This window comes from Campylobacter concisus (assembly GCF_002913045.1).
In the GTDB taxonomy this organism is placed as follows: domain Bacteria; phylum Campylobacterota; class Campylobacteria; order Campylobacterales; family Campylobacteraceae; genus Campylobacter_A; species Campylobacter_A concisus_AP.
The window spans coordinates 538,849-557,048 of sequence record NZ_PPAF01000035.1 but is presented as its reverse complement, the minus strand read 5'-3'; the positions used below and the strand labels follow the sequence as shown (position 1 = coordinate 557,048).

19 protein-coding genes are annotated in these 18,200 nt (G+C 39.4%); 12 read left to right on the top strand and 7 right to left on the bottom strand.

What is annotated here, in order from left to right; translation table 11 throughout:
- The first annotated feature begins 70 nt into the window (after positions 1–70).
- The 7 genes from thiC to CYP43_RS06685 all read left to right on the top strand — a co-directional run bounded on the left by thiC (position 71) and on the right by CYP43_RS06685 (position 6,024).
- A complete protein-coding gene (gene thiC / locus CYP43_RS06715) occupies positions 71–1,369 on the top strand; it encodes a phosphomethylpyrimidine synthase ThiC (RefSeq protein ID WP_103582967.1) in 1,299 nt (432 codons plus the stop codon).
- Positions 1,363–2,463 (top strand): Mrp/NBP35 family ATP-binding protein, encoded by a 1,101-nt coding sequence (locus tag CYP43_RS06710; protein WP_103582966.1) that lies wholly within the window; start codon positions 1,363–1,365, stop codon positions 2,461–2,463. The genes thiC and CYP43_RS06710 overlap by 7 nt, the downstream gene beginning before the upstream one ends.
- 137 nt (positions 2,464–2,600) lie before the next feature.
- The gene (locus CYP43_RS06705) at positions 2,601–2,867 is read left to right on the top strand and encodes an ACT domain-containing protein (RefSeq protein WP_087583839.1); all 267 of its coding nucleotides are present in this window, start codon (positions 2,601–2,603) and stop codon (positions 2,865–2,867) included.
- Between the two features lie 9 nt (positions 2,868–2,876).
- Positions 2,877–4,214 (top strand): PFL family protein, encoded by a 1,338-nt coding sequence (locus CYP43_RS06700; RefSeq protein ID WP_103582965.1) that lies wholly within the window; start codon positions 2,877–2,879, stop codon positions 4,212–4,214.
- A 25-nt stretch (positions 4,215–4,239) separates the two neighbouring features.
- Positions 4,240–4,647 carry a hypothetical protein gene (locus CYP43_RS06695; RefSeq protein ID WP_103582964.1) on the top strand — a complete coding sequence of 136 codons (408 nt, stop codon included), beginning with the start codon at positions 4,240–4,242 and terminating at the stop codon, positions 4,645–4,647.
- Positions 4,648–4,725: 78 nt separating this feature from the next.
- Positions 4,726–5,415 carry a cytochrome-c oxidase gene (locus CYP43_RS06690; protein WP_103582963.1) on the top strand — a complete coding sequence of 230 codons (690 nt, stop codon included), beginning with the start codon at positions 4,726–4,728 and terminating at the stop codon, positions 5,413–5,415.
- A gap of 156 nt (positions 5,416–5,571) precedes the next feature.
- Positions 5,572–6,024: a hypothetical protein gene (locus tag CYP43_RS06685; RefSeq protein ID WP_103582962.1), complete on the top strand. Its 453-nt coding sequence runs from the start codon at positions 5,572–5,574 to the stop codon at positions 6,022–6,024.
- A gap of 84 nt (positions 6,025–6,108) precedes the next feature.
- Here the strand turns inward: CYP43_RS06685 and CYP43_RS06680 are convergent, their stop codons facing one another.
- Positions 6,109–6,711, bottom strand: a complete 603-nt coding sequence (locus tag CYP43_RS06680; RefSeq protein WP_103582961.1) for a YagU family protein — start codon at positions 6,709–6,711, stop codon at positions 6,109–6,111.
- A gap of 161 nt (positions 6,712–6,872) precedes the next feature.
- Here CYP43_RS06680 and CYP43_RS06675 point away from each other — a divergent pair, with 161 nt between their 5' ends.
- Both CYP43_RS06675 and CYP43_RS06670 read left to right on the top strand, forming a co-directional pair.
- Entirely contained in the window at positions 6,873–8,072 is a 1,200-nt protein-coding gene (locus tag CYP43_RS06675) for a 2,3,4,5-tetrahydropyridine-2,6-carboxylate N-succinyltransferase (RefSeq protein WP_103582960.1), read from the top strand.
- A gap of 10 nt (positions 8,073–8,082) precedes the next feature.
- On the top strand, positions 8,083–8,577 hold the full coding sequence (locus tag CYP43_RS06670) for a hypothetical protein (RefSeq protein WP_103582959.1): 495 nt from the start codon (positions 8,083–8,085) through the stop codon (positions 8,575–8,577).
- A gap of 372 nt (positions 8,578–8,949) precedes the next feature.
- On the opposite strand, the gene CYP43_RS09400 is transcribed toward CYP43_RS06670, so the two are convergent.
- The 6 genes from CYP43_RS09400 to CYP43_RS06645 all read right to left on the bottom strand — a co-directional run bounded on the left by CYP43_RS09400 (position 8,950) and on the right by CYP43_RS06645 (position 15,262).
- Positions 8,950–9,147: a hypothetical protein gene (locus CYP43_RS09400; RefSeq protein ID WP_141081831.1), complete on the bottom strand. Its 198-nt coding sequence runs from the start codon at positions 9,145–9,147 to the stop codon at positions 8,950–8,952.
- 81 nt (positions 9,148–9,228) lie between these two features.
- Positions 9,229–9,450, bottom strand: a complete 222-nt coding sequence (locus CYP43_RS09890; RefSeq protein ID WP_223154482.1) for a DUF4172 domain-containing protein — start codon at positions 9,448–9,450, stop codon at positions 9,229–9,231.
- Between the two features lie 143 nt (positions 9,451–9,593).
- The gene (locus CYP43_RS06660; protein ID WP_103582958.1) at positions 9,594–10,016 is read right to left on the bottom strand and encodes a gamma-glutamyl phosphate reductase; all 423 of its coding nucleotides are present in this window, start codon (positions 10,014–10,016) and stop codon (positions 9,594–9,596) included.
- 1 nt (position 10,017) lies between these two features.
- Positions 10,018–10,806, bottom strand: coding sequence for a peptidoglycan-binding protein (locus CYP43_RS06655; protein WP_103582957.1), 789 nt, complete (start codon positions 10,804–10,806; stop codon positions 10,018–10,020).
- Between the two features lie 145 nt (positions 10,807–10,951).
- Entirely contained in the window at positions 10,952–12,763 is a 1,812-nt protein-coding gene (gene glmS, locus CYP43_RS06650) for a glutamine--fructose-6-phosphate transaminase (isomerizing) (protein WP_103582956.1), read from the bottom strand.
- 3 nt (positions 12,764–12,766) lie between these two features.
- Positions 12,767–15,262 carry an HD domain-containing protein gene (locus CYP43_RS06645; protein WP_103582955.1) on the bottom strand — a complete coding sequence of 832 codons (2,496 nt, stop codon included), beginning with the start codon at positions 15,260–15,262 and terminating at the stop codon, positions 12,767–12,769.
- A 110-nt stretch (positions 15,263–15,372) separates the two neighbouring features.
- Between CYP43_RS06645 and mqnE the strand changes: the two genes are divergently transcribed.
- Genes mqnE through CYP43_RS06630 form a run of 3 tightly spaced genes read left to right on the top strand, consistent with a single transcriptional unit; the run spans position 15,373 to position 18,195 of the window.
- A complete protein-coding gene (mqnE, locus tag CYP43_RS06640; RefSeq protein ID WP_103582954.1) occupies positions 15,373–16,437 on the top strand; it encodes an aminofutalosine synthase MqnE in 1,065 nt (354 codons plus the stop codon).
- Positions 16,438–16,449: 12 nt separating this feature from the next.
- Complete coding sequence (locus tag CYP43_RS06635) at positions 16,450–17,742, top strand: NCS2 family permease (protein WP_072594681.1); 1,293 nt, start codon at positions 16,450–16,452, stop codon at positions 17,740–17,742.
- Between the two features lie 12 nt (positions 17,743–17,754).
- On the top strand, positions 17,755–18,195 hold the full coding sequence (locus CYP43_RS06630) for a phosphoribosyltransferase (RefSeq protein WP_103582953.1): 441 nt from the start codon (positions 17,755–17,757) through the stop codon (positions 18,193–18,195).
- Positions 18,196–18,200: the final 5 nt, after the last annotated feature.

Here is an 18,200-nt window from a genome sequence, read left to right as displayed (position 1 = left end):
GATTTATTTAGTTAGTTCAAATATAAAAAGGACTAAAATTAGTTTTTTTATAAATTTAAAAAGGCTACTCATGAGAGAAAAGACGCAGATGTATTATGCTAGGTGTGGTGAGCTCACAAAGGAGATGAACTATGTGGCAAAGGTCGAGGGGATAGGCGAAAATTTGCTTATGGATGAGGTAGCAAACGGCAGGATCATCATCCCAGCAAATGTAAATCACATAAATTTAAAACCAATGGGCATAGGCAGAAAGCTAAAGACAAAGGTCAATGCTAATATCGGCAACTCAAGCCTAAGTAGTGACATTTGCGCGGAGCTTAGAAAGCTTGAAATTTGCTTAGAATTTGGCGCTGATACGGTTATGGATCTAAGCACGGATGGCGATTTGGATGCTATTAGAAGTGCGATCATAGAGCATTCAAGCGTGCCAGTTGGAACTGTGCCGATGTATGAAATTTTAAAAGAGGCAAAAGAGGTTACAAATATCACAAATGAGCTAATTTTAAGCGTGCTTGAGAAGCAAGCAAAGCAAGGGGTTAGTTACTTTACGATACATGCTGGCTTTTTACGTGAGTTTTTGCCGCTTGTTAAAAAGCGTAAAATGGGCATAGTTAGCCGCGGTGGCAGTTTGAGCGCTAGCTACATGTCAAAGCTAAATAGGCAAAACCCATTTTACGAAATTTTTGATCAAATTTTAGAAATTTGCGCTAAATACGACGTCTCGCTCTCGCTTGGCGACGGACTGCGCCCAGGCTGCCTTTATGACGCGACAGATGAGGCACAGCTTAGCGAGCTAAAAGTGCTTGGAGAGCTAACACTTCGTGCGTGGCAGAAGGATGTGCAAGTGATGATCGAGGGCCCTGGTCATGTGCCATTAAATCAAATTGAGTATAATATGAAAATCGAACAAGAGCTTTGTCATGACGCCCCATTTTACGTGCTTGGGCCGCTTGTTACTGATATTGGTGCAGGATACGATCATATCACTTCAGCGATTGGTGGCACGATGGCGGCATATCATGGCGCTAGCATGCTTTGCTATGTGACGCAAAAAGAACACCTTGGTTTGCCGAATGAAAATGACGTAAGAGAGGGAATCGTAGCTCATAAGATAGCAGCTCATGCCGCTGACGTCGCACTTGGCAAGGTGGGAGCGATCGAAAAAGATCACGAGATGAGCGACGCTAGATACGCATTTGATTGGAACAAGCAGTTTGAGCTAAGCTTTGATCCAAAAAAAGCAAGAGAACTGCATGATGAGAGCTTGCCAGAAGATGCGTTTAAGAGTGCTCATTTTTGTTCGATGTGCGGACCAAAATTTTGTGCATATAAAATTTCAAAAGATCTAGAAAAAGGAGAAAAATGTTAAATAAAGAAGAGGTCTTAAATAGACTAAAAGGCGTCATATATCCGGGATTTGAGAAGGATATAGTTAGCTTTGGCTTTGTAAAAAACGTAGAAATCGACGATAAAATTTTAATCGAAGTCGAGATCGTTAGCTCAAGCCCAGAAGTGGCAAATGAGCTAAAAACGGACATCAAACGTGTCATGGGCTCAAATGAATATGTGTTAAATTTGATCCAGCCAAAGATACCTGAGGAGAAAAGTAACACTCAAAGTGGCAAAAATATCGCGCCGCAAGTTAAAAATTTCGTAATGGTAAGCTCAGGCAAAGGCGGCGTTGGCAAATCAACCACAACGCTAAATTTAGCCATCTCAATGGCAAAACTAGGCAAAAAAGTGGGAATTTTAGACGCTGACATCTACGGACCAAATATCCCAAGAATGCTTGGCGAAGTAAATACTCAGCCACAAGTCGTTGGCAACAAACTAAAACCGATACTTAGCCACGGTGTGGAGATGATGAGTATGGGCGTTTTGATGGAAGAGGGCATGAGCCTTATCTGGCGTGGTTCGATGATCATGAAAGCGATCGAGCAGCTGCTAAGAGACGTGCTTTGGAGCGAACTTGATGTATTATTTCTCGACATGCCTCCAGGAACGGGCGACGCGCAGCTAACTCTAGCTCAAAGCGTGCCAGTAACGGCAGGTGTCTGCGTCACAACGCCTCAAGTAGTAGCACTTGATGATAGCAAACGTGCGCTTGATATGTTTGAGAAGCTTCACATCCCAATCGCTGGTGTCATAGAGAACATGAGTGGCTTTATCTGCCCAGATAACGGCAAAGAGTATGATATCTTTGGTAAAGGCACGACTGAAGAGATAGCAAAAGCTTACAATACGCAAATTTTAGCTGAAATTCCTATCGAGCCAGCTGTTCGTGTGGGCGGCGATAATGGCAAGCCAGTTAGCTTTTACGAGCCAAACTCAGTCACTGCAAAACGTTACGAGAGCGCGGCTGCTAGACTTTGGGAAGTGATAGAAAATATAAATAGTGATGGCGGAGCTGATAACTCAGCGATCCAGCCAGTAAATGACGGCAAGAGTGCTTGCTCGAAGTAAATTTACAAAAGATAAAATTTAGAGCAAATTTTAAAATTTGCCAGTTTGAATTTGGCTACCAAAATTTAGCTTTGCTTGATGCTTGGCTTAAATTTTGGGGTCAAAATGCAATCATTTAAAATTTAATAGGAGAAAACATGAAAGCGATCGTAACTGTAGTCGGAAAAGATAGAGTCGGCATCGTTGCTGGCGTCTCAGCAAAGCTTAGTGAGCTAGGGCTAAATATAGATGATATCTCACAGACTATTTTAGATGAGTTTTTTACGATGATGGCGGTGGTTTCAAGTAATGAAAATAAGGATTTTACGGTCCTAAGAGAAGAGCTTAATAAACTTGGAGAGAGCCTAAAAGTAAAGATAAATATCCAAAGTTCCGCTATCTTTGATGCGATGCATACAATCTAAGGAAAAACAATGGACATCAAAAACGTAACCGAAACGATCTCGATGATCGAAGAGCAAAATTTTGACATCAGAACGATCACGATGGGCATTAGTTTGCTTGACTGCATCGATCCTGACATCAACAAAGCTTGCGACAAAATTTACGCAAAAATCACCACTAAAGCCAAAGACCTAGTCAAAGTAGGCAACGAAATTTCTGCTGAGCTAGGCATACCAATCGTCAATAAAAGAGTGAGCGTGACGCCTATCTCGATAATCGGCGCCGCAACGGACGCAAAAGACTACGTGATGATCGCAAAGACGCTTGATAGAGCGGCTATTGAGGTTGGTATTGATTTTATAGGTGGTTTTTCAGCTTTAGTTCAAAAGGGATATCAAAAGGGCGATGAAATTTTGATAAATTCTATCCCGCAAGCACTTTCTCAGACTTCAAAAGTATGTGCAAGTGTCAATGTCGGCTCAACAAAAAGTGGCATAAATATGAGCGCTGTGCGTGACATGGGACGCATCATAAAAGAGACGGCGGCAGCTTCAGAGATGGGCTGCGCTAAGCTTGTCGTTTTTGCAAACGCAGTCGAAGATAATCCTTTTATGGCTGGTGCATTTCATGGCGTGGGTGAGGCTGATGTGGTGATAAATGTGGGCGTTTCTGGTCCAGGCGTAGTAAAAAGAGCCCTTGAAAAGGTGCGTGGCGAGAGTTTTGACGTAGTGGCTGAGACAGTGAAAAAGACGGCGTTTAAGATCACGCGTATCGGCCAGCTCGTGGGCCAGATGGCGAGCGAGCGCCTTGGGGTTAAATTTGGTATCGTAGATCTCTCTCTTGCTCCAACACCAGCCGTTGGAGACTCGGTAGCTCGCGTGCTTGAGGAGATGGGGCTTGAGGCTGTTGGTACACACGGCACGACTGCGGCACTTGCTCTGCTAAATGATGCGGTCAAAAAAGGTGGCGTCATGGCGTGTAATCAAGTTGGCGGCTTAAGCGGTGCATTTATCCCGGTCTCAGAAGATGAGGGTATGATAGCTGCGGTACGCGCGGGATCGCTAAATTTAGAAAAGCTTGAAGCGATGACGGCGATATGCTCTGTGGGACTTGATATGATCGCTATACCTGCTGACACACCAAGCGAGAGCATAGCTGCGATGATCGCTGATGAGGCGGCTATCGGCGTTATAAATCAAAAAACAACGGCCGTTCGTATCATACCTCTTGGACGTGAGGGCGATATGATCGAGTTTGGAGGCCTTTTAGGAAGAGCACCTGTGATGAAGATAAACAAAGCCTCTAGTGCCGACTTCATCGCCCGTGGCGGACAAATTCCAGCACCTATTCATAGTTTTAAAAACTAAAAGTTTCTAAAAGGATGGTTATAAAATGAAAGCAGTTGGACTATTTTTTATGATTTTGCTTTTATCTGGTTGCTCGGCACTATATCCATTTTATAGCAAAGAGATGAAATTTGAAGCAGCAGGTCTTGGTAAAGATGGTATCTATAGATCAAATTTTAATAATGATGAAGACATTCTTATTAAGATGACATCAGCAAAGACAAAAAAGGGCGAAAAATACCGAATAATATATACTTTGCACATACCAAGTAATTCTACGCAGATGGATTTTAACATTGGTGATAAGTTTGTAGCAAAGTATGATTGCTCAAAAATGTATTGCGAGCCAAATGATGATCTAGACAATATAGTCGTAGAGTGGGTTGAGCCTGAAAGAGGAGTATTTTTAGGCGGTATAAATTTAAAAAATTTACGACTAATAAAGGCGTATTAAATTCATAAGGATATGTAAAAATACGAGTTTTTTAATAAATTTGATAGTAAAAAAAGAAAAATTTAACAAGGAGCTAAAATGAAAATTTTATCACTGCTTACGGCGCTACTTTTTGGAGCGGTATGTGGCTTTGCAAACGACGGCAAAGTAAGAAGTATCGACATCTACGTCACACCTTACTACTCAGCAAATGCTGGCAAGGTGGAGTACGTCAAGGTCTATGACAAGATAGATGAGCTTTTAAAAAGTGGCAAAGAAGAGGACTTTAAAAAGGCTGAAAAGATCGTGCAAGACGCCCCACAAATGGTCTCTCCGATAACTCTTTTTGTCCTTTCAGCTCGCGCATACGATCTTGGACTTCGCGATGATGCGATATTTTGGTTTTATGCGGCAAAAAATCGCGCGATCTTGCTAAGAGGCGTTATAGACATGGAGGGCGAGAAATTTACTGATGTGGTGGCCGCGATAGGGGCGTTTATGAAGCTTGTTGGTGACGTGGTCAATCCTTACGCATTTTGCGATATCAAAAAGCAACAAGAGATCGCTGATAAAGCACTTGAATGGACTAAGAAAAACGCCTATGAAGCGATGTTTTCGCCAGAATTTAGCTCGCCTCACGAAGATAGAAAAGCAGCCCTTGCAAAAGGCATAGAAAAGCTTGAAGCCCGCAATAAAAAAGAGAAAGATTACTTTTTAGACAAAGACAATCTTGCTAACTTTAAAGCTATGCGCAAGCAAAATGGCACTGATGAGAAATTTTGCTTCTAAATAGCGAGAGAAACTGAAAATCTGCTTGTAAATTTAGCTTTTGCTTTATGCTAAAAGGGCAAATTTACAAGCTATATCTATTTTATGTCACGACAGATTTGCTTAAATTTCGCTTTTTTAGAAGAGTAGCAAAATCACAAAAAATGAGAATAAAAAATGACTTTGAAATTTGGCGAGCTTGAAAAAGTAGTAACGGATGATGGCTTTATCTGGTATGCGGAGATGAAGCTTGAAAGTGAAATTTTTGGGCAAGTGCCATTTTGCCTTGTTAGCACAGATGGGGCAGATGTGGATGATGAGACGATTTTGCTTGTGCAGCGTATCGCTCAGAATATCGACCGACACATAAAAGATGCGCTTACATTTTTACAAGATGAGCTTAAGCAAAAATGCCTTTTGAGCAAGGACGAGCTTAAATTGCTTGACATGCCAGTTTGCGACCTGCCATTTAGCTCGCCACAATGTACCTTTTATTCACGCGATAAGCAGTGGCTTATGAGATTTGCCGAGGGTGCGCTTGATATTTGCGAGCCTTTTGGTATAGGGGTGATTTTTGAAGGTGAAAAGCCACTTCGTTTAGAAAATTTAGAGCTTAGCCAGGAGTGCTAATCGCGGATAAATTTTGCTTTTAAATTGTGAGATAAATTTAGTTGCTGTTTTAGGTTTTTAGCCCAAAACAGCAAAAATTTGCATTTATGCGTTGCAGCAGCAATAATCACTTGGATCTTTTTCTTTTGTTATCCTAGCTCTTAGGTCGTGACGGATGATCTCTATCGACCAGAACCATATCATGTGACCGACAAATTCAGATACATGCTCGTACCAAGGGAGTGTCCAAAGTGGTGGAGTAAGCCCCAAAATAGGTAATGTGATCACGTGAACAGCGATATTTACGATAACGCCAACTAGTAAGCCTTGCCATATTGTAATCTTTGGAAATTTCTCAGCCAAAACACAATAAGCCACCGCAAAAACGATCGAAAACAATATATGCGTCATCATTACGTAGTTAAATGCATGCCCTGCAAACTCGTAAATAGCGGCATTTGGATCGGCCACTCCCAAATAATCTCTTAAAAATACATAAGGCGGATTTAAGAAATTTCTAGAGCAATCGATCGCATCGGCTGCTCTAATGGCACTCTCTGGTCCGCAAGCAGCGTTAAACATATCCATCGGACTTCTTGGAGGAAGTGGAAATTCTGCCCCCCATTTGACAAAGGCTGAGACAACACCAGCGACAAGGCCGATTAACGCAGCCAGAGCAAATCTAGGTTTTGTTACTAAATTTGACATTTAACCCCCTTCTTTAAATTTGCAAAATCTTATTGCAATTTGCTTTATGATAAGATTAATCATTATTAAAAATATAAAAATATTTAAAAATTTAACGGACTTAAAATCATAAAATTTTTAGCCATTTTTGGCTAGACTAAGAAAAATTTAAAGGAGAATAGATGTCTAAAGAGTTTAAAGATGCAAATGAATTTAAGGAATTTTTTGAAGAATTTAGAAAAAAAGATGGTTACAAAGATCCGCTTGCTTTTGGTATCGCTAGGATCGATCGCGGACAAAAAAATACAGACAAAATTTTGCAAGCGACATTCGCTGTTGTAAATTACAAAGAGAGCTTTTTAAGTGCAGCTGCTTATATCTATGCTTTGCAAAAATGTGATGTTAAGGTTGACTTTAATGGCTCTGAATTTGTAGCTGATCTTACGCCAAAAGTAGTGAAAAAAGCTAGCAAGCTCTTTAGCGTCTTTGAAAAAGAGATAAGCTCTCATAAAAATGTACAAAATTTACATGCCGTAAAAATGGCATTTGATGATGATCTTGAACTAAATGAGAATAAATTTAAGCTTGTGTTTTTGTTTGATGATGCAAAACCACTTAGCGTGGAGGCCATATATCTCAAGCTTTACTTGATATCGCTTGGAAAGGTCGCACCTAGAACGATCGTGCTTGATGGAGCTTTTGGTGTGTTGCCAAATGTTGCATGGACTAGCCAAAATACGCCAATTGAGCTTGAATGGCTAAGAGAAAATGAAATTTCTCTAAAGATGTTTGGCGAATACCCAGCGATTGTTAGCGTCGATAAATTCCCAAGATTTTTAAGCCATATCATTCCAGCGAATAATACGAGAATTTTAGACTCAGCCAAGGTTCGCATGGGCGCTGCCGTGTATCCTGGCACAGTCGTTATGCCAGGTGCTGCCTACATCAACTTTAACGCGGGTACAACTGGTGGCGTTATGGTCGAAGGCAGAGTCAGTAGCTCTGTTGTAGTGGGCGAGGGCAGTGACGTAGGCGGAGGGGCAAGTATACTTGGCGTGCTAAGTGGCACAAACGGCAACCCTGTAAGCATCGGCAAACACTGCTTGCTTGGCGCAAATTCAGTCACAGGCGTACCTCTTGGCGATAACTGCATCGTGGATGCTGGCATAGCGGTGCTTGAGGGCACAAAGGTTTATATACCAGCTAGCGAGCGCGAAAAGTTAGCTAAGCTAAATCCAGAGTTTAAATTTGAAGCTGAAATTTACAAAGCGCTCGAGCTTGGTGGGCTAAATGGACTTCATTTTAGACAAAATAGCCAAACAGGTCAGATCACTGCAAGTGCGAGCAAAAGGGCGATCAAGCTAAATGAGGCACTTCATTAAAGGAGCTAGCATGAAAGTTGGCATTTTGATGTTTGACAAGCTAAATCTACTAAGCTTTGCCAAAATTTATGATTTTTTACATAAATTTGAGGATTTTAATATCAAGTCTTACGCACTAAAGCCTGAGGTTGTCGATGAATTTGGCGTCAGGCTTCATCCAGAAATTTATGCTGAAAGCCTTTATGGTGTGGATATCTTAGTCGTGCCAGATGGCGTTGGAGCACTTGGATTAAGATACGATGAGATATTTTTAAGCTGGGTTAAAAGCTCGGCTAGCGCTAAATTTAAGATAGGTTTTGACCTTGGCGTGCTCATCCTTGGTGGGGCTGGATTTTTAGAAGATAGAGAGGCTTGTATAAGGGGCGGATACAAAAATGCGCTGAGTGACTACTGCGATGTTAATGATGCTAAGATGTGCGAAAGTAGGGGTGTCATAAGCGTTAGTGAATTTGATGATGAGATCAAAGAGCAGCTCGCAAAAATCCTAAGTAAAGATAAAATTTAAGGGCTTTGGCTCTTAAATTACGATAGAAATTTTATATTTTTAGTAAGCTTATAGCTTGTTTATAGCGCTATTTACCGCTTGTAGGTGTGCTACATTATCCACTCTGTGAAATCAAAATTTAAATTATTTCCAAGCTTTGTTATCTGCTCTAAAATTTCATAATAATTTTTTCTATTTGCTTAAATAATGCTAGAGATAGAAAATGGCTTAACACCATCTTCTCTTAAAAAGTAGTGCGCCAAAGCCCTTATTATGTGTCCATTACCGTCATCATAAGGATGGATAAAAAACTAAAGATGTGCAATAAAACTTTTTAGATATGCGTTTTCAAGGCTTTTGTTGATAAAATTTTAAAAGTTCTCATCTCATCTTCTATACCTCTACTGGCAAGGCTTCATAGTGGATTTGCACATTTTCTGGAGAGCCTGAGACGACGCTCATCTCATCATCTCTAAACTTGGCTCGTTTTATCTTGTAAGTTTTGCTTTGGATATATTCAAACAAGGTATTGTGCCAGCCATGTAGCCGCTCGAGGTTCATATAGTCTTTGTTTAAATTTACTTCAAACATTAGCGAGACTAGATTAACACTGTGTCTAGTCGCATGAGTATCAGCTAGCCAGTCAAAATTTTCATCTAGCCTCTTTTTTATCTACGAGCGAATGCTTGATCTTTTAAGCCTTTCGCCCCCTATGAGAGATGAACTTATTATTTCATCTTCAAGTGCACTAATTTGCACCTTTAAAAGATCGTCTCTGCTGATATTGCTTGTTAGCTCTTTTAAATTTTTATGGTCTTGCTCTAGCTTATTTGTAAGGGTGTCTATTACTCTTTTGTCGAAAGAAAAATTTGGGTAGTTGGGATGTTGTCGTATCCACAGGTTTTGTAATTTTTAATCAATGCACTGAACTTATTTATAGCAGTAAAATTTGGTATATGTATTGTTTTTGATTTGCTATTTGTAGAAGTCGTTTTTTTGTTAGAAAAGAGCCAGTTAAAGTTAAGGCTAGAGATAAGTTATCTACCTAGCCTATAGTCTCTTCTAGCGTCCTTATAACCACGTCTATAACCACGATCGAAGCCATCATCATAGTCGTCATCGTTATAGTAGCCTCCGCGGTAACCACGCTGAAATCTATCATATCTTTCGTACTCATTTCGATAGTATGGGCGGTAGTTAGGCGGATATGGCGCATAGTTTGGATCAACAGGATAGTAGCCATTTGCACGGCAACTATCCTCGTCAAATTTTTCTATTCCGTTGCGAAATTTGTAGCTTTCTATTTTTTTGTCAAAGCTATCAATGCTTCTTATGTCGCCATAAAATTTAGCCATTTCTCTTTGATTTATAAGATTGCAAAGTCTAGCTTCAACTTTTTTTTCATAACTCATAGCAAGCAAAAAAGTCAATGAACAAAATAAAATGGCTAAAAATTTCATATTAATCTCCTACCTTTAGACTTCCGCCTTTGCCAAGACCGCCTTTTACATTTTGTGCTTTGTAGTCTTTTAGAGCAATAACTAATTGATTCATTGAATCAAGGAAAGCATTTACAAGTGTTTTTCCCTCAGGTGTTCTTGAATATACGCCAAGTCCAGCACCAAGAGAAGCGCCAGCACCGCCGCCCATGCCAAAGAAGTCAGTGCTAGAAGCTGAGCCAATAGCTGCCGCTAATTGAACACCTGAACGATTTTCTATAAGAACCAATGTAGTTTGTGTCTCTTTTGTTGAAAAACCACCAGCTATAGCACCTGCTACACTACCAAAAAGTGCTTCAACAAGAGCACCTGCTCCGCCTGTATCTTCGTTGCTAAAGAAAATTTCAGGGCGAATAGTATAATCAGCTGCTACCATTTTACCTTTGCCAAAACCAGAACTGCTACGTAGTTCGCCTGATCTATCAAGTGCACGCTCTTGCATCATATTATCCATCATAGCGCCACGTTCAACTATAACAAAACAACCAGTTTGTTGCGCAAGAAGACGCAAAACCGGAATAGTTGATGTGAGCTTGTAGTTGTGTGTTAAATATGAATACCAATCAGAATTTTGGTCTTCATAAAACGCAAGTGTTCCAAGGGTGCTACTACATTTTTCTATTTTTGTGTTAGCATTATTGTTATTGCTTCCAGCAGCACTGCCAGTTACACCGTTGCTATTGCCAGTTGCACAACCGCTTAAAAGTAAAACTCCAAGACCCACGCTTAGTAAAGATGAACTTAACTTCATTTTTATCCTTAATATTTAAGTTGGTTTTAGCATTATATATAAGCAAATATTATAAAAATATTAATATAAAATTTATGTTTAGTAGCATAATGCAAAACTACTTTTATAAAAATTTAAGCGGCTAGTAAGATGCCAGCCACACGAGTTATTCGACAGTCACGCTTTTTGCAAGATTCCTTGGCATATCGACGTTGTTGCCAAGTCTAACAGAAATTTCAAGTGCAAGTAGCTGAAGTACAAGCATCATCTCAAAAAATTCGCTCATATAGTGATCTTGAACGCTTGTTTTTACGTAGTCATCGCTTAGCTCAAACTCAAGTGGGCTTATCGCTAGGATGTATGCATCTCTTGCAGCAAGCTCTTCGACGTTGCTCTTTGTTTTTTCGTAAAGTAAATTTTGAGGCATTAAAGCTATTGTAAATAGCTTCTCATCTGCAAGTGCGATAGGGCCGTGCTTCATCTCGCCTGAAGGATAGCCCTCGGCGTGAAGATATGAAATTTCTTTAAGTTTTAAAGCACCTTCAAGCGCAAGCGGATAAAAAATGTCTCTGCCGATAAAGAAGAAGCCATGACCGTGTAAATAATGCTTGCTTAGGCGGTGAAGCTTCTCTTGAAGAGAGTTATTGATATTTAAAATTTGTGGAATGTGAAGAAGCGTTTTGATCTCGTGATCAAGCTCTTTTTTGCTGACAGACTCTTTTGCTGCTGCCATTTGAAGCACAAGCATCCAAAGCACGATGATCTGCGTTGCAAAGGCCTTTGTGCTTGCCACACCTTTTTCGATGCCAGCGCGAGTTAGAAGAGTATTGTCAGCTAGTCTAACGATAGATGAGTTATCGACATTGCAAATCGCAAGCGTCTTTAGCCCAGCCTCTTTTGCGATCCTAAGTGCCTCAAGAGTGTCGGCTGTCTCGCCACTTTGTGAGATAACGATGAAGAGCGAGTTTTTGTTTAGATAAGGCTTTCTATATCTAAATTCGCTTGCTACTTCGACCTTTGTTCTAACTTTAGCAAGTCTTTCAAAAAGATAGCTTGCAGTTAGTGCTGCATGGTAGCTCGTACCGCACGCACAAAGCACGACATCATCGATACTTTTTAGATATTCATCGTCTAAATTTTCAAGGGTGACTTTGTGGTTTTTAACCCTACCCATGATAGTTTCAGATACGACTGCACCTTGCTCGTAAATTTCTTTCTCCATAAAAAATGTATAGCCCTCTTTTTGGGCATAGCTTTTATCTTTTGGAAGTGCGTTAAAGGTTATATTGGCTTTTTTACCATCTTTGAAGACCGCGATTTCGTCCAAGCTTACATAGCCATAGTTGTTATCATCTAAGTAGGCTACTTCTGTTGCGTTGCCGATTAGTGGTGCGTCAGATGAAGCAAAATATAACTCTTTTTTGTCACTTTTGCCTATCGCCATAGGAGCGGCATCTTTTGCGAAAAATATCTTATCAGGTGCAGTTTTGGTGATAAGTAGCGTCGCATAAGCGCCTCTTAGCTTTGCGATAGTCGCCTCATAAGCTTTAAATGGGTCTTTTTTCTCTTTTAAAATTTCTTCAAAAAGATGCACGATCACTTCGGTGTCGGTTTGGCTCACAAATTTCACGCCCTTTGCCTCAAGCTCATCTTTAAGCTCTTTGTAGTTTTCGATGATGCCGTTGTGAACGACAAATGAGTGCTCGCCAAGGTGTGGGTGAGCATTTATCTCGGTTGGTTTGCCGTGCGTAGCCCAGCGTGTGTGACCTATCGCTACGCCAAAACCTTCTGATGTAAAGTCCTTTGTCTTTAGGACTAAATTTTCAAGCTTGCCGACCGCTTTGAAAAAGTCGATCTTGCCATCACTCATCACAGCCATGCCAGCGCTGTCGTATCCGCGATACTCAAGCTCTTTTAGACCGCTTAAAATGACCTCTTTTTTCTCTCTATCTCCGATGTATCCTACGATTCCACACATGTTTTACTCGCTTATTAATAAATTTAATATCTCATCGCTTTTACTCTCAAGTCGCTCGTTTTTCTCGATCAAAAAGAGATTTCTCGTTCTATTTTTAACCGTCTGAATTCTCGCACTCGTGACTTGAAAATGAAGCCTATCAAAAACACTCATCACATAAGCCATTAGTCCGCGCTGATCTTTTGCGTTAATGCTAAGTTTGGCGTAATCTTTTGAGTGATTTAGCTCGAAGTTTATCTCATCTTTGTTAATATTTGGTTTCAAAGGCTCTTTTAAAACCTCGCTATTTAAGGATTTTAGAGCTAAATTTTTAGTATTTTCAAGCTCCTCTTTTTTAACATTTTGGTTAAAATCAAGCCTGATATAAAATTTCTTCTCAAATAGCTCAAAAATTTCCATGTATGCCAGGTCGAATTTAGCAAATTCATAGAGCAGGGCACTTAAATTTAGGCTTTTTTTTGTATAGATCTGAATGCTTAAATTTTTAGAGTTATTTATAAAAATTTCTGTCGCATCTAAGCTATCTGCAACCTTGCTTAAATTTATGATCTCACTTGCACTATATTTTATAAAGACAAGATTTGATGTGATTTTAAAAATTTTCTCTTGCAAGCTTGGTTCAAGTACCAAAAACTCGCTATTTCTTTTTATAGACTGCTCTTTTTTTACTCGCCTTGTCGCTTCATCGAGTAAATTTTCATCGCTAAATGCACTAAGAGAAATTTCATAAAGTTCCCTTAAAAGCTTTGCTGTGTAGGCATTATAAAGCCTCTCGTTTGTCGCATTTATCACGCAGTAGCTAAGGATGTAAAGTAGTTTTAAAACCTGCTTGTCGCCAAGCTTTGAGATAAAAGCAAATATAACGCGTTGGGAATAAATGTCTTCTCTGTTTGAGACGTTGCTCATTAGCGTGTGGTATTTTATCAAGATGACGCCGATATTTACGGCTTTTTGGCTTAAATTTAGCTTGTTTGCGTAGGCTCTAAAGATATTAGCACCGATATTTGCGTGGTCTTTGCCAAGCCCCTTGCCAACGTCGTGCATTAAAGTCACGATCTTTAGCATCGTCTTGCCCTCCAAGCAAAGCTCGGTATAGAGATTTTTTATGAATTTATCTTTTATATTTTCAAGAAATTTTACACTTAAAATGCTATGCTCATCGACCGTAAATTCGTGATAGCCGTCGTACTGAGCTAGCTGGCTGATATGCTCCATTGGCTTTATTAAAATTTGTATCATTTGCGCATCGAGCAATGATTTTAAAATCGCGTAGGAATTTTTTCTTAAAAATATCTTTTTAAACTCACTGATAGCACGCTCTAAGCCACTTTTTGTGATGATGGCTCGCTTGATGTAAAAGATCGCGCTTATATCAAATTTATAATCCACATCTTTTAGTTCTAAAAGCTCGGTTATTAGATTTTCAATGAGAGCTGGCTTTTTATGAAGCGGCACGTAAATAACGCCATTTATCTCATAAAAGCCATTTTTTAGCCTTGCAAATTTTCTCTGATCAAAATTTAGCTCACTTTTGAAAAATGGCCTGCAAAGAGAAGCGACGATAAACCTTGAATAAATAGCAACATTATTCATTGAGCTTAGCATCTTTTGGCTGATAACGCTTTCGTTATCTTGAAGCTTTTTAGACTTTGTTTGCATGAAATTTGTCGTGATCTCAACGCTTGAAGCGCTAAAAGTATCAGAATTTTGCGTTAAATTTAAGGTGGTTAGTAGGCTTAGTAAAAAGTCCACATTTAGGTTAAAGCTAGCGATCTCTTTTTCATTCATAACTTTTAGGGCTTGTGATCTAACTGAAATGTCGCTATCTAGGCAGTTTAGTATGCAGTTTAGGTGATAAATTTCATCTATCCCGCCAAAGCCACTTTTTAGATTTGGCTCTTGGGCTAAGTAGCTGATGCTAGAAAATGGCAAAAATACCTTTAAATGGTAGTTTAAAAAGGCTTTTTTATCAAATTCTTTTAATTTTATGATCTCGCTTTTTACTAAGCGGTAGAGACTTTTTGAACCACAGATATATCGGACTTGCGATGTTTCGCTTTTAAATTTGAGATCGTCTTTGTAATTTGTAAAAATTTCATCTATTTCAGCGCTTTTTATATAAAAATTTATTCCAGAGCTACTTAAAATTTCGCTAAATTCTTTTAAGAAATTCTTTATGTTATAGCCTTTTAAATTTTTATAAACTAGTAAAATTTCAAGCTCACTATTCGCGCTAAGTAAGGTTTGGGCGTATTTTCCAGTAGCTAAAACACTAAAAGCAAAGTTGTCATTTTGCGGCACAAACTCATCAAAAAAATCTCGCATAGTTTCATTTAAATAAGATTTTATAAAATCATCATACTCTTTGGCTAAGAAATTTGTGAAATTTCTGCCTTGATTTTTTTGAAAATGTTTAGGCAAATTTGCCTTAAAATCAAGAAATTTCTCTTTGATTTTTAAATAATTATCGCTATTTTTGGTACTTTTATCGGCCAGCATTTAATGTTTCCATTGTTAAAAATATCTTGGCAAATGTTACATAATTTTTGCAAAAACAAAGCTTTATTTGCCTATAATAAAGCCTTAAGTTCAGCTTTAGGACGATACAAATAATGAATCTATTACAAAAACTAGAAAGTGGCGAGAGATTAAGCAAGCAAGAGGCTTTTTCGCTTTATGGGCTTGATCTTTTTACCTTGGCTAAATTTGCCGATAAAAAGCGCAGAAAACTGCATGGCAACAAGGTCTTTTTTAATGTAAATCGCCATATCAATCCAACAAATATCTGTGCTGATATCTGTAAATTTTGCGCATTTTCAGCTCACAGAAAAAATCCAAATCCATACTTAATGAGCCACGAAGAAATTTTAAAGATCGTTGATGAGAGCGTAAGCCACGGCGTAAAAGAGATACACATCGTATCAGCTCACAACGCAAAAAGTGGCTGGCAGTGGTATTTAGAAATTTTTAAAAAGATAAAAGCAGCTCATCCAGAGCTTCACGTAAAGGCGATGACGGCAGCTGAGATCGACTTTTTGTCAAGGCATTACGGCTTAAGCTACGATGAGGTTATAGAAAAGATGCTCGAATACGGCGTCGATAGCATGCCAGGTGGTGGGGCTGAAATTTTTGATGAAGAGGTCAGGGCTAAAATTTGCAAAGGCAAAGTAAGTAGCGAAAACTGGCTAAAGATCCATAAAATGTGGCACGATCACGGCAGACAAAGCAATGCAACGATGCTTTTTGGTCACATAGAAAGCCGCGACAACAGGATCGATCATATGCTAAGGATTAGGGATTTGCAGGATGAAACTGGTGGATTTAACGCGTTTATCCCGCTTGTCTATCAAAGAGAAAATAACTACTTAAAAGATGTGAAATTTCTAGGATCGGCTGAAATTTTAAAGACTCTGGCGATCTCACGTCTAGTGCTTGATAATGTTCCACATATCAAAGCTTACTGGGCTACTTCGACGCTAAATTTAGCGATGATCGCTCAGGAATTTGGCGCTGATGATCTTGATGGCACGATAGAAAAAGAGAGTATACAAAGTGCAGCTGGTGCAAATAGCGCAAATGGCGTTACACTAAAGACATTTTGCGATCTCATAAAGACATCTGGTTTTACGCCGGTTGAGCGTGATAGTTTATATAACGAACTTAAAATTTACTAAAAGGAGCTTGGGGTGAAATTTTTTGACTTAGCACAAAATAAAACGAGTGTGAAGCAGGAATTTGGAGCGGGACTTACGACGTTTTTGGCGATGATGTATATCGTGCCGGTAAATGCGATCATTATGAGCAAAACTGGTATGCCTTATGAGGCATTAATCACGGCAACTGCGCTAATTACCATCTTTTCTACGATATTAAATGGTCTTTGGGCGAACACACCAGTTGCGATGAGCGTTGGTATGGGACTTAATGCTTATTTTACATTTGGTCTTTGCATCGGCATGAAAGTACCTTGGCAAACGGCTCTTGGCGTTGTTTTTCTAAGCGGCGTGATATTTGTCGTCTTGTCTTTTACAAATTTTAGAATGTGGATAATTAGATCCATCCCGCTTGACCTACGAAGAGCGATAAGTGCTGGCATAGGTACATTTATCAGCTTTGTCGCATTTCAACAAATGGGCTTTATCGTAAATAGCGACGCAGTTTTGGTTGGTATAGGAAATTTCAAAGATCCAAACGTACTTCTTGGCGTTTTGGGACTATTTTTAGTTATTTGCTTTTGGGCGTGGAAGATAAAGGGCGCGTTTATCCTAGCTGTGCTTGCTACTTCAGTGATAGCTTGGGTGCTTGGTATCGCTCCTCATCCAACAGAAATTTTCTCAACTCCGGCTTCTATCTCTCCGATATTTTTAGAGCTTGATATAAAAGGCGCGCTTAGTCTAGCCTTGCTGCCAGTTGTTATCACCTTTTTTGTGACTGATCTTTTTGACTCGATAGGCACACTAGCTGGTGTAGGCACGAGGGCTGGAATTTTTGATGAAAACAAAAAAGATGGCGTCGTAAAACTTGAAAAAACTCTTGAAGCTGACGCTATTGCTACGGCAGCTGGCTCGCTTGTAGGCGTAAGTACGACCACATCGTTTGTAGAGAGTGCTAGCGGCGTAGAAGAGGGCGGCAGAACTGGTCTAACGGCTGTATTTTGCGGACTTTTATTTATACTTACACTCTTTATGTTGCCACTTTTTAAAGCGATCCCTGGCAATGCTATCTATCCGATCCTTGTAATGGTTGGCGTGCTTATGTTTGCTGAGCTTGCTAGTATAAATTTCAAAGATCCAGCCATTGCGGTTGCAACATTTTTCATAGTTGTGCTCATACCACTTACTTATTCGATCACAAACGGCCTTGCATTTGGTTTTATGTCATACGTCATAGTTAAGCTCATAAAGAGAGAATTTAGCGATATAAATTTAGGTGTAGTAGTGCTAGCGCTCATTAGTTTTATCGTATTTTTAGTGCATTGATAAGGAAGAAAGATGATATTTTATAGCTACGATGAATTTGCTATTGATACTAAAAAGATGGCAAAACAGATAAAAGATGAGTTTGATCCAGAGGTGATACTAGCTGTGGCAAGAGGCGGTCTAACGCTTGGCCACTCGCTAGCTGTTGCGCTTAACAATAGAAATTTATTTACCCTAAATTCTATCCACTATGAAGATACAAACAAGCTTGATACGATTAACATCTTTAACGTGCCAGATCTTAGCAAATACACTAAAATTTTACTCGTCGATGACATCATCGACAGTGGAGAGAGCATGGTCGAGATAAAAAGAGAACTGCTTAAGCGCTATCCAAATTTAGATATCAAAATAGCGACCGTCTTTTATAAAGAGAAGGCCCTACTTTTGCCAGAATTTAAGGTAAAAGAGGCTCACGATTGGATTGAGTTTTTTTGGGATATACATATTTAAGGAAA

What these genes read in the sequence shown, in the direction of transcription:
- thiC (WP_103582967.1), top strand. Translation starts at nt 71, where the DNA reads ATGAGAGAAAAGACGCAGATGTATTATGCTAGGTGTGGTGAGCTCACA.
- CYP43_RS06710 (WP_103582966.1), top strand. Translation starts at nt 1,363, where the DNA reads ATGTTAAATAAAGAAGAGGTCTTAAATAGACTAAAAGGCGTCATATAT.
- CYP43_RS06705 (WP_087583839.1), top strand. Translation starts at nt 2,601, where the DNA reads ATGAAAGCGATCGTAACTGTAGTCGGAAAAGATAGAGTCGGCATCGTT.
- CYP43_RS06700 (WP_103582965.1), top strand. Translation starts at nt 2,877, where the DNA reads ATGGACATCAAAAACGTAACCGAAACGATCTCGATGATCGAAGAGCAA.
- CYP43_RS06695 (WP_103582964.1), top strand. Translation starts at nt 4,240, where the DNA reads ATGAAAGCAGTTGGACTATTTTTTATGATTTTGCTTTTATCTGGTTGC.
- CYP43_RS06690 (WP_103582963.1), top strand. Translation starts at nt 4,726, where the DNA reads ATGAAAATTTTATCACTGCTTACGGCGCTACTTTTTGGAGCGGTATGT.
- CYP43_RS06685 (WP_103582962.1), top strand. Translation starts at nt 5,572, where the DNA reads ATGACTTTGAAATTTGGCGAGCTTGAAAAAGTAGTAACGGATGATGGC.
- CYP43_RS06680 (WP_103582961.1), bottom strand. Translation starts at nt 6,711, where the DNA reads ATGTCAAATTTAGTAACAAAACCTAGATTTGCTCTGGCTGCGTTAATC.
- CYP43_RS06675 (WP_103582960.1), top strand. Translation starts at nt 6,873, where the DNA reads ATGTCTAAAGAGTTTAAAGATGCAAATGAATTTAAGGAATTTTTTGAA.
- CYP43_RS06670 (WP_103582959.1), top strand. Translation starts at nt 8,083, where the DNA reads ATGAAAGTTGGCATTTTGATGTTTGACAAGCTAAATCTACTAAGCTTT.
- CYP43_RS09400 (WP_141081831.1), bottom strand. Translation starts at nt 9,147, where the DNA reads ATGTTTGAAGTAAATTTAAACAAAGACTATATGAACCTCGAGCGGCTA.
- CYP43_RS06660 (WP_103582958.1), bottom strand. Translation starts at nt 10,016, where the DNA reads ATGAAATTTTTAGCCATTTTATTTTGTTCATTGACTTTTTTGCTTGCT.
- CYP43_RS06655 (WP_103582957.1), bottom strand. Translation starts at nt 10,806, where the DNA reads ATGAAGTTAAGTTCATCTTTACTAAGCGTGGGTCTTGGAGTTTTACTT.
- glmS (WP_103582956.1), bottom strand. Translation starts at nt 12,763, where the DNA reads ATGTGTGGAATCGTAGGATACATCGGAGATAGAGAGAAAAAAGAGGTC.
- CYP43_RS06645 (WP_103582955.1), bottom strand. Translation starts at nt 15,262, where the DNA reads ATGCTGGCCGATAAAAGTACCAAAAATAGCGATAATTATTTAAAAATC.
- CYP43_RS06630 (WP_103582953.1), top strand. Translation starts at nt 17,755, where the DNA reads ATGATATTTTATAGCTACGATGAATTTGCTATTGATACTAAAAAGATG.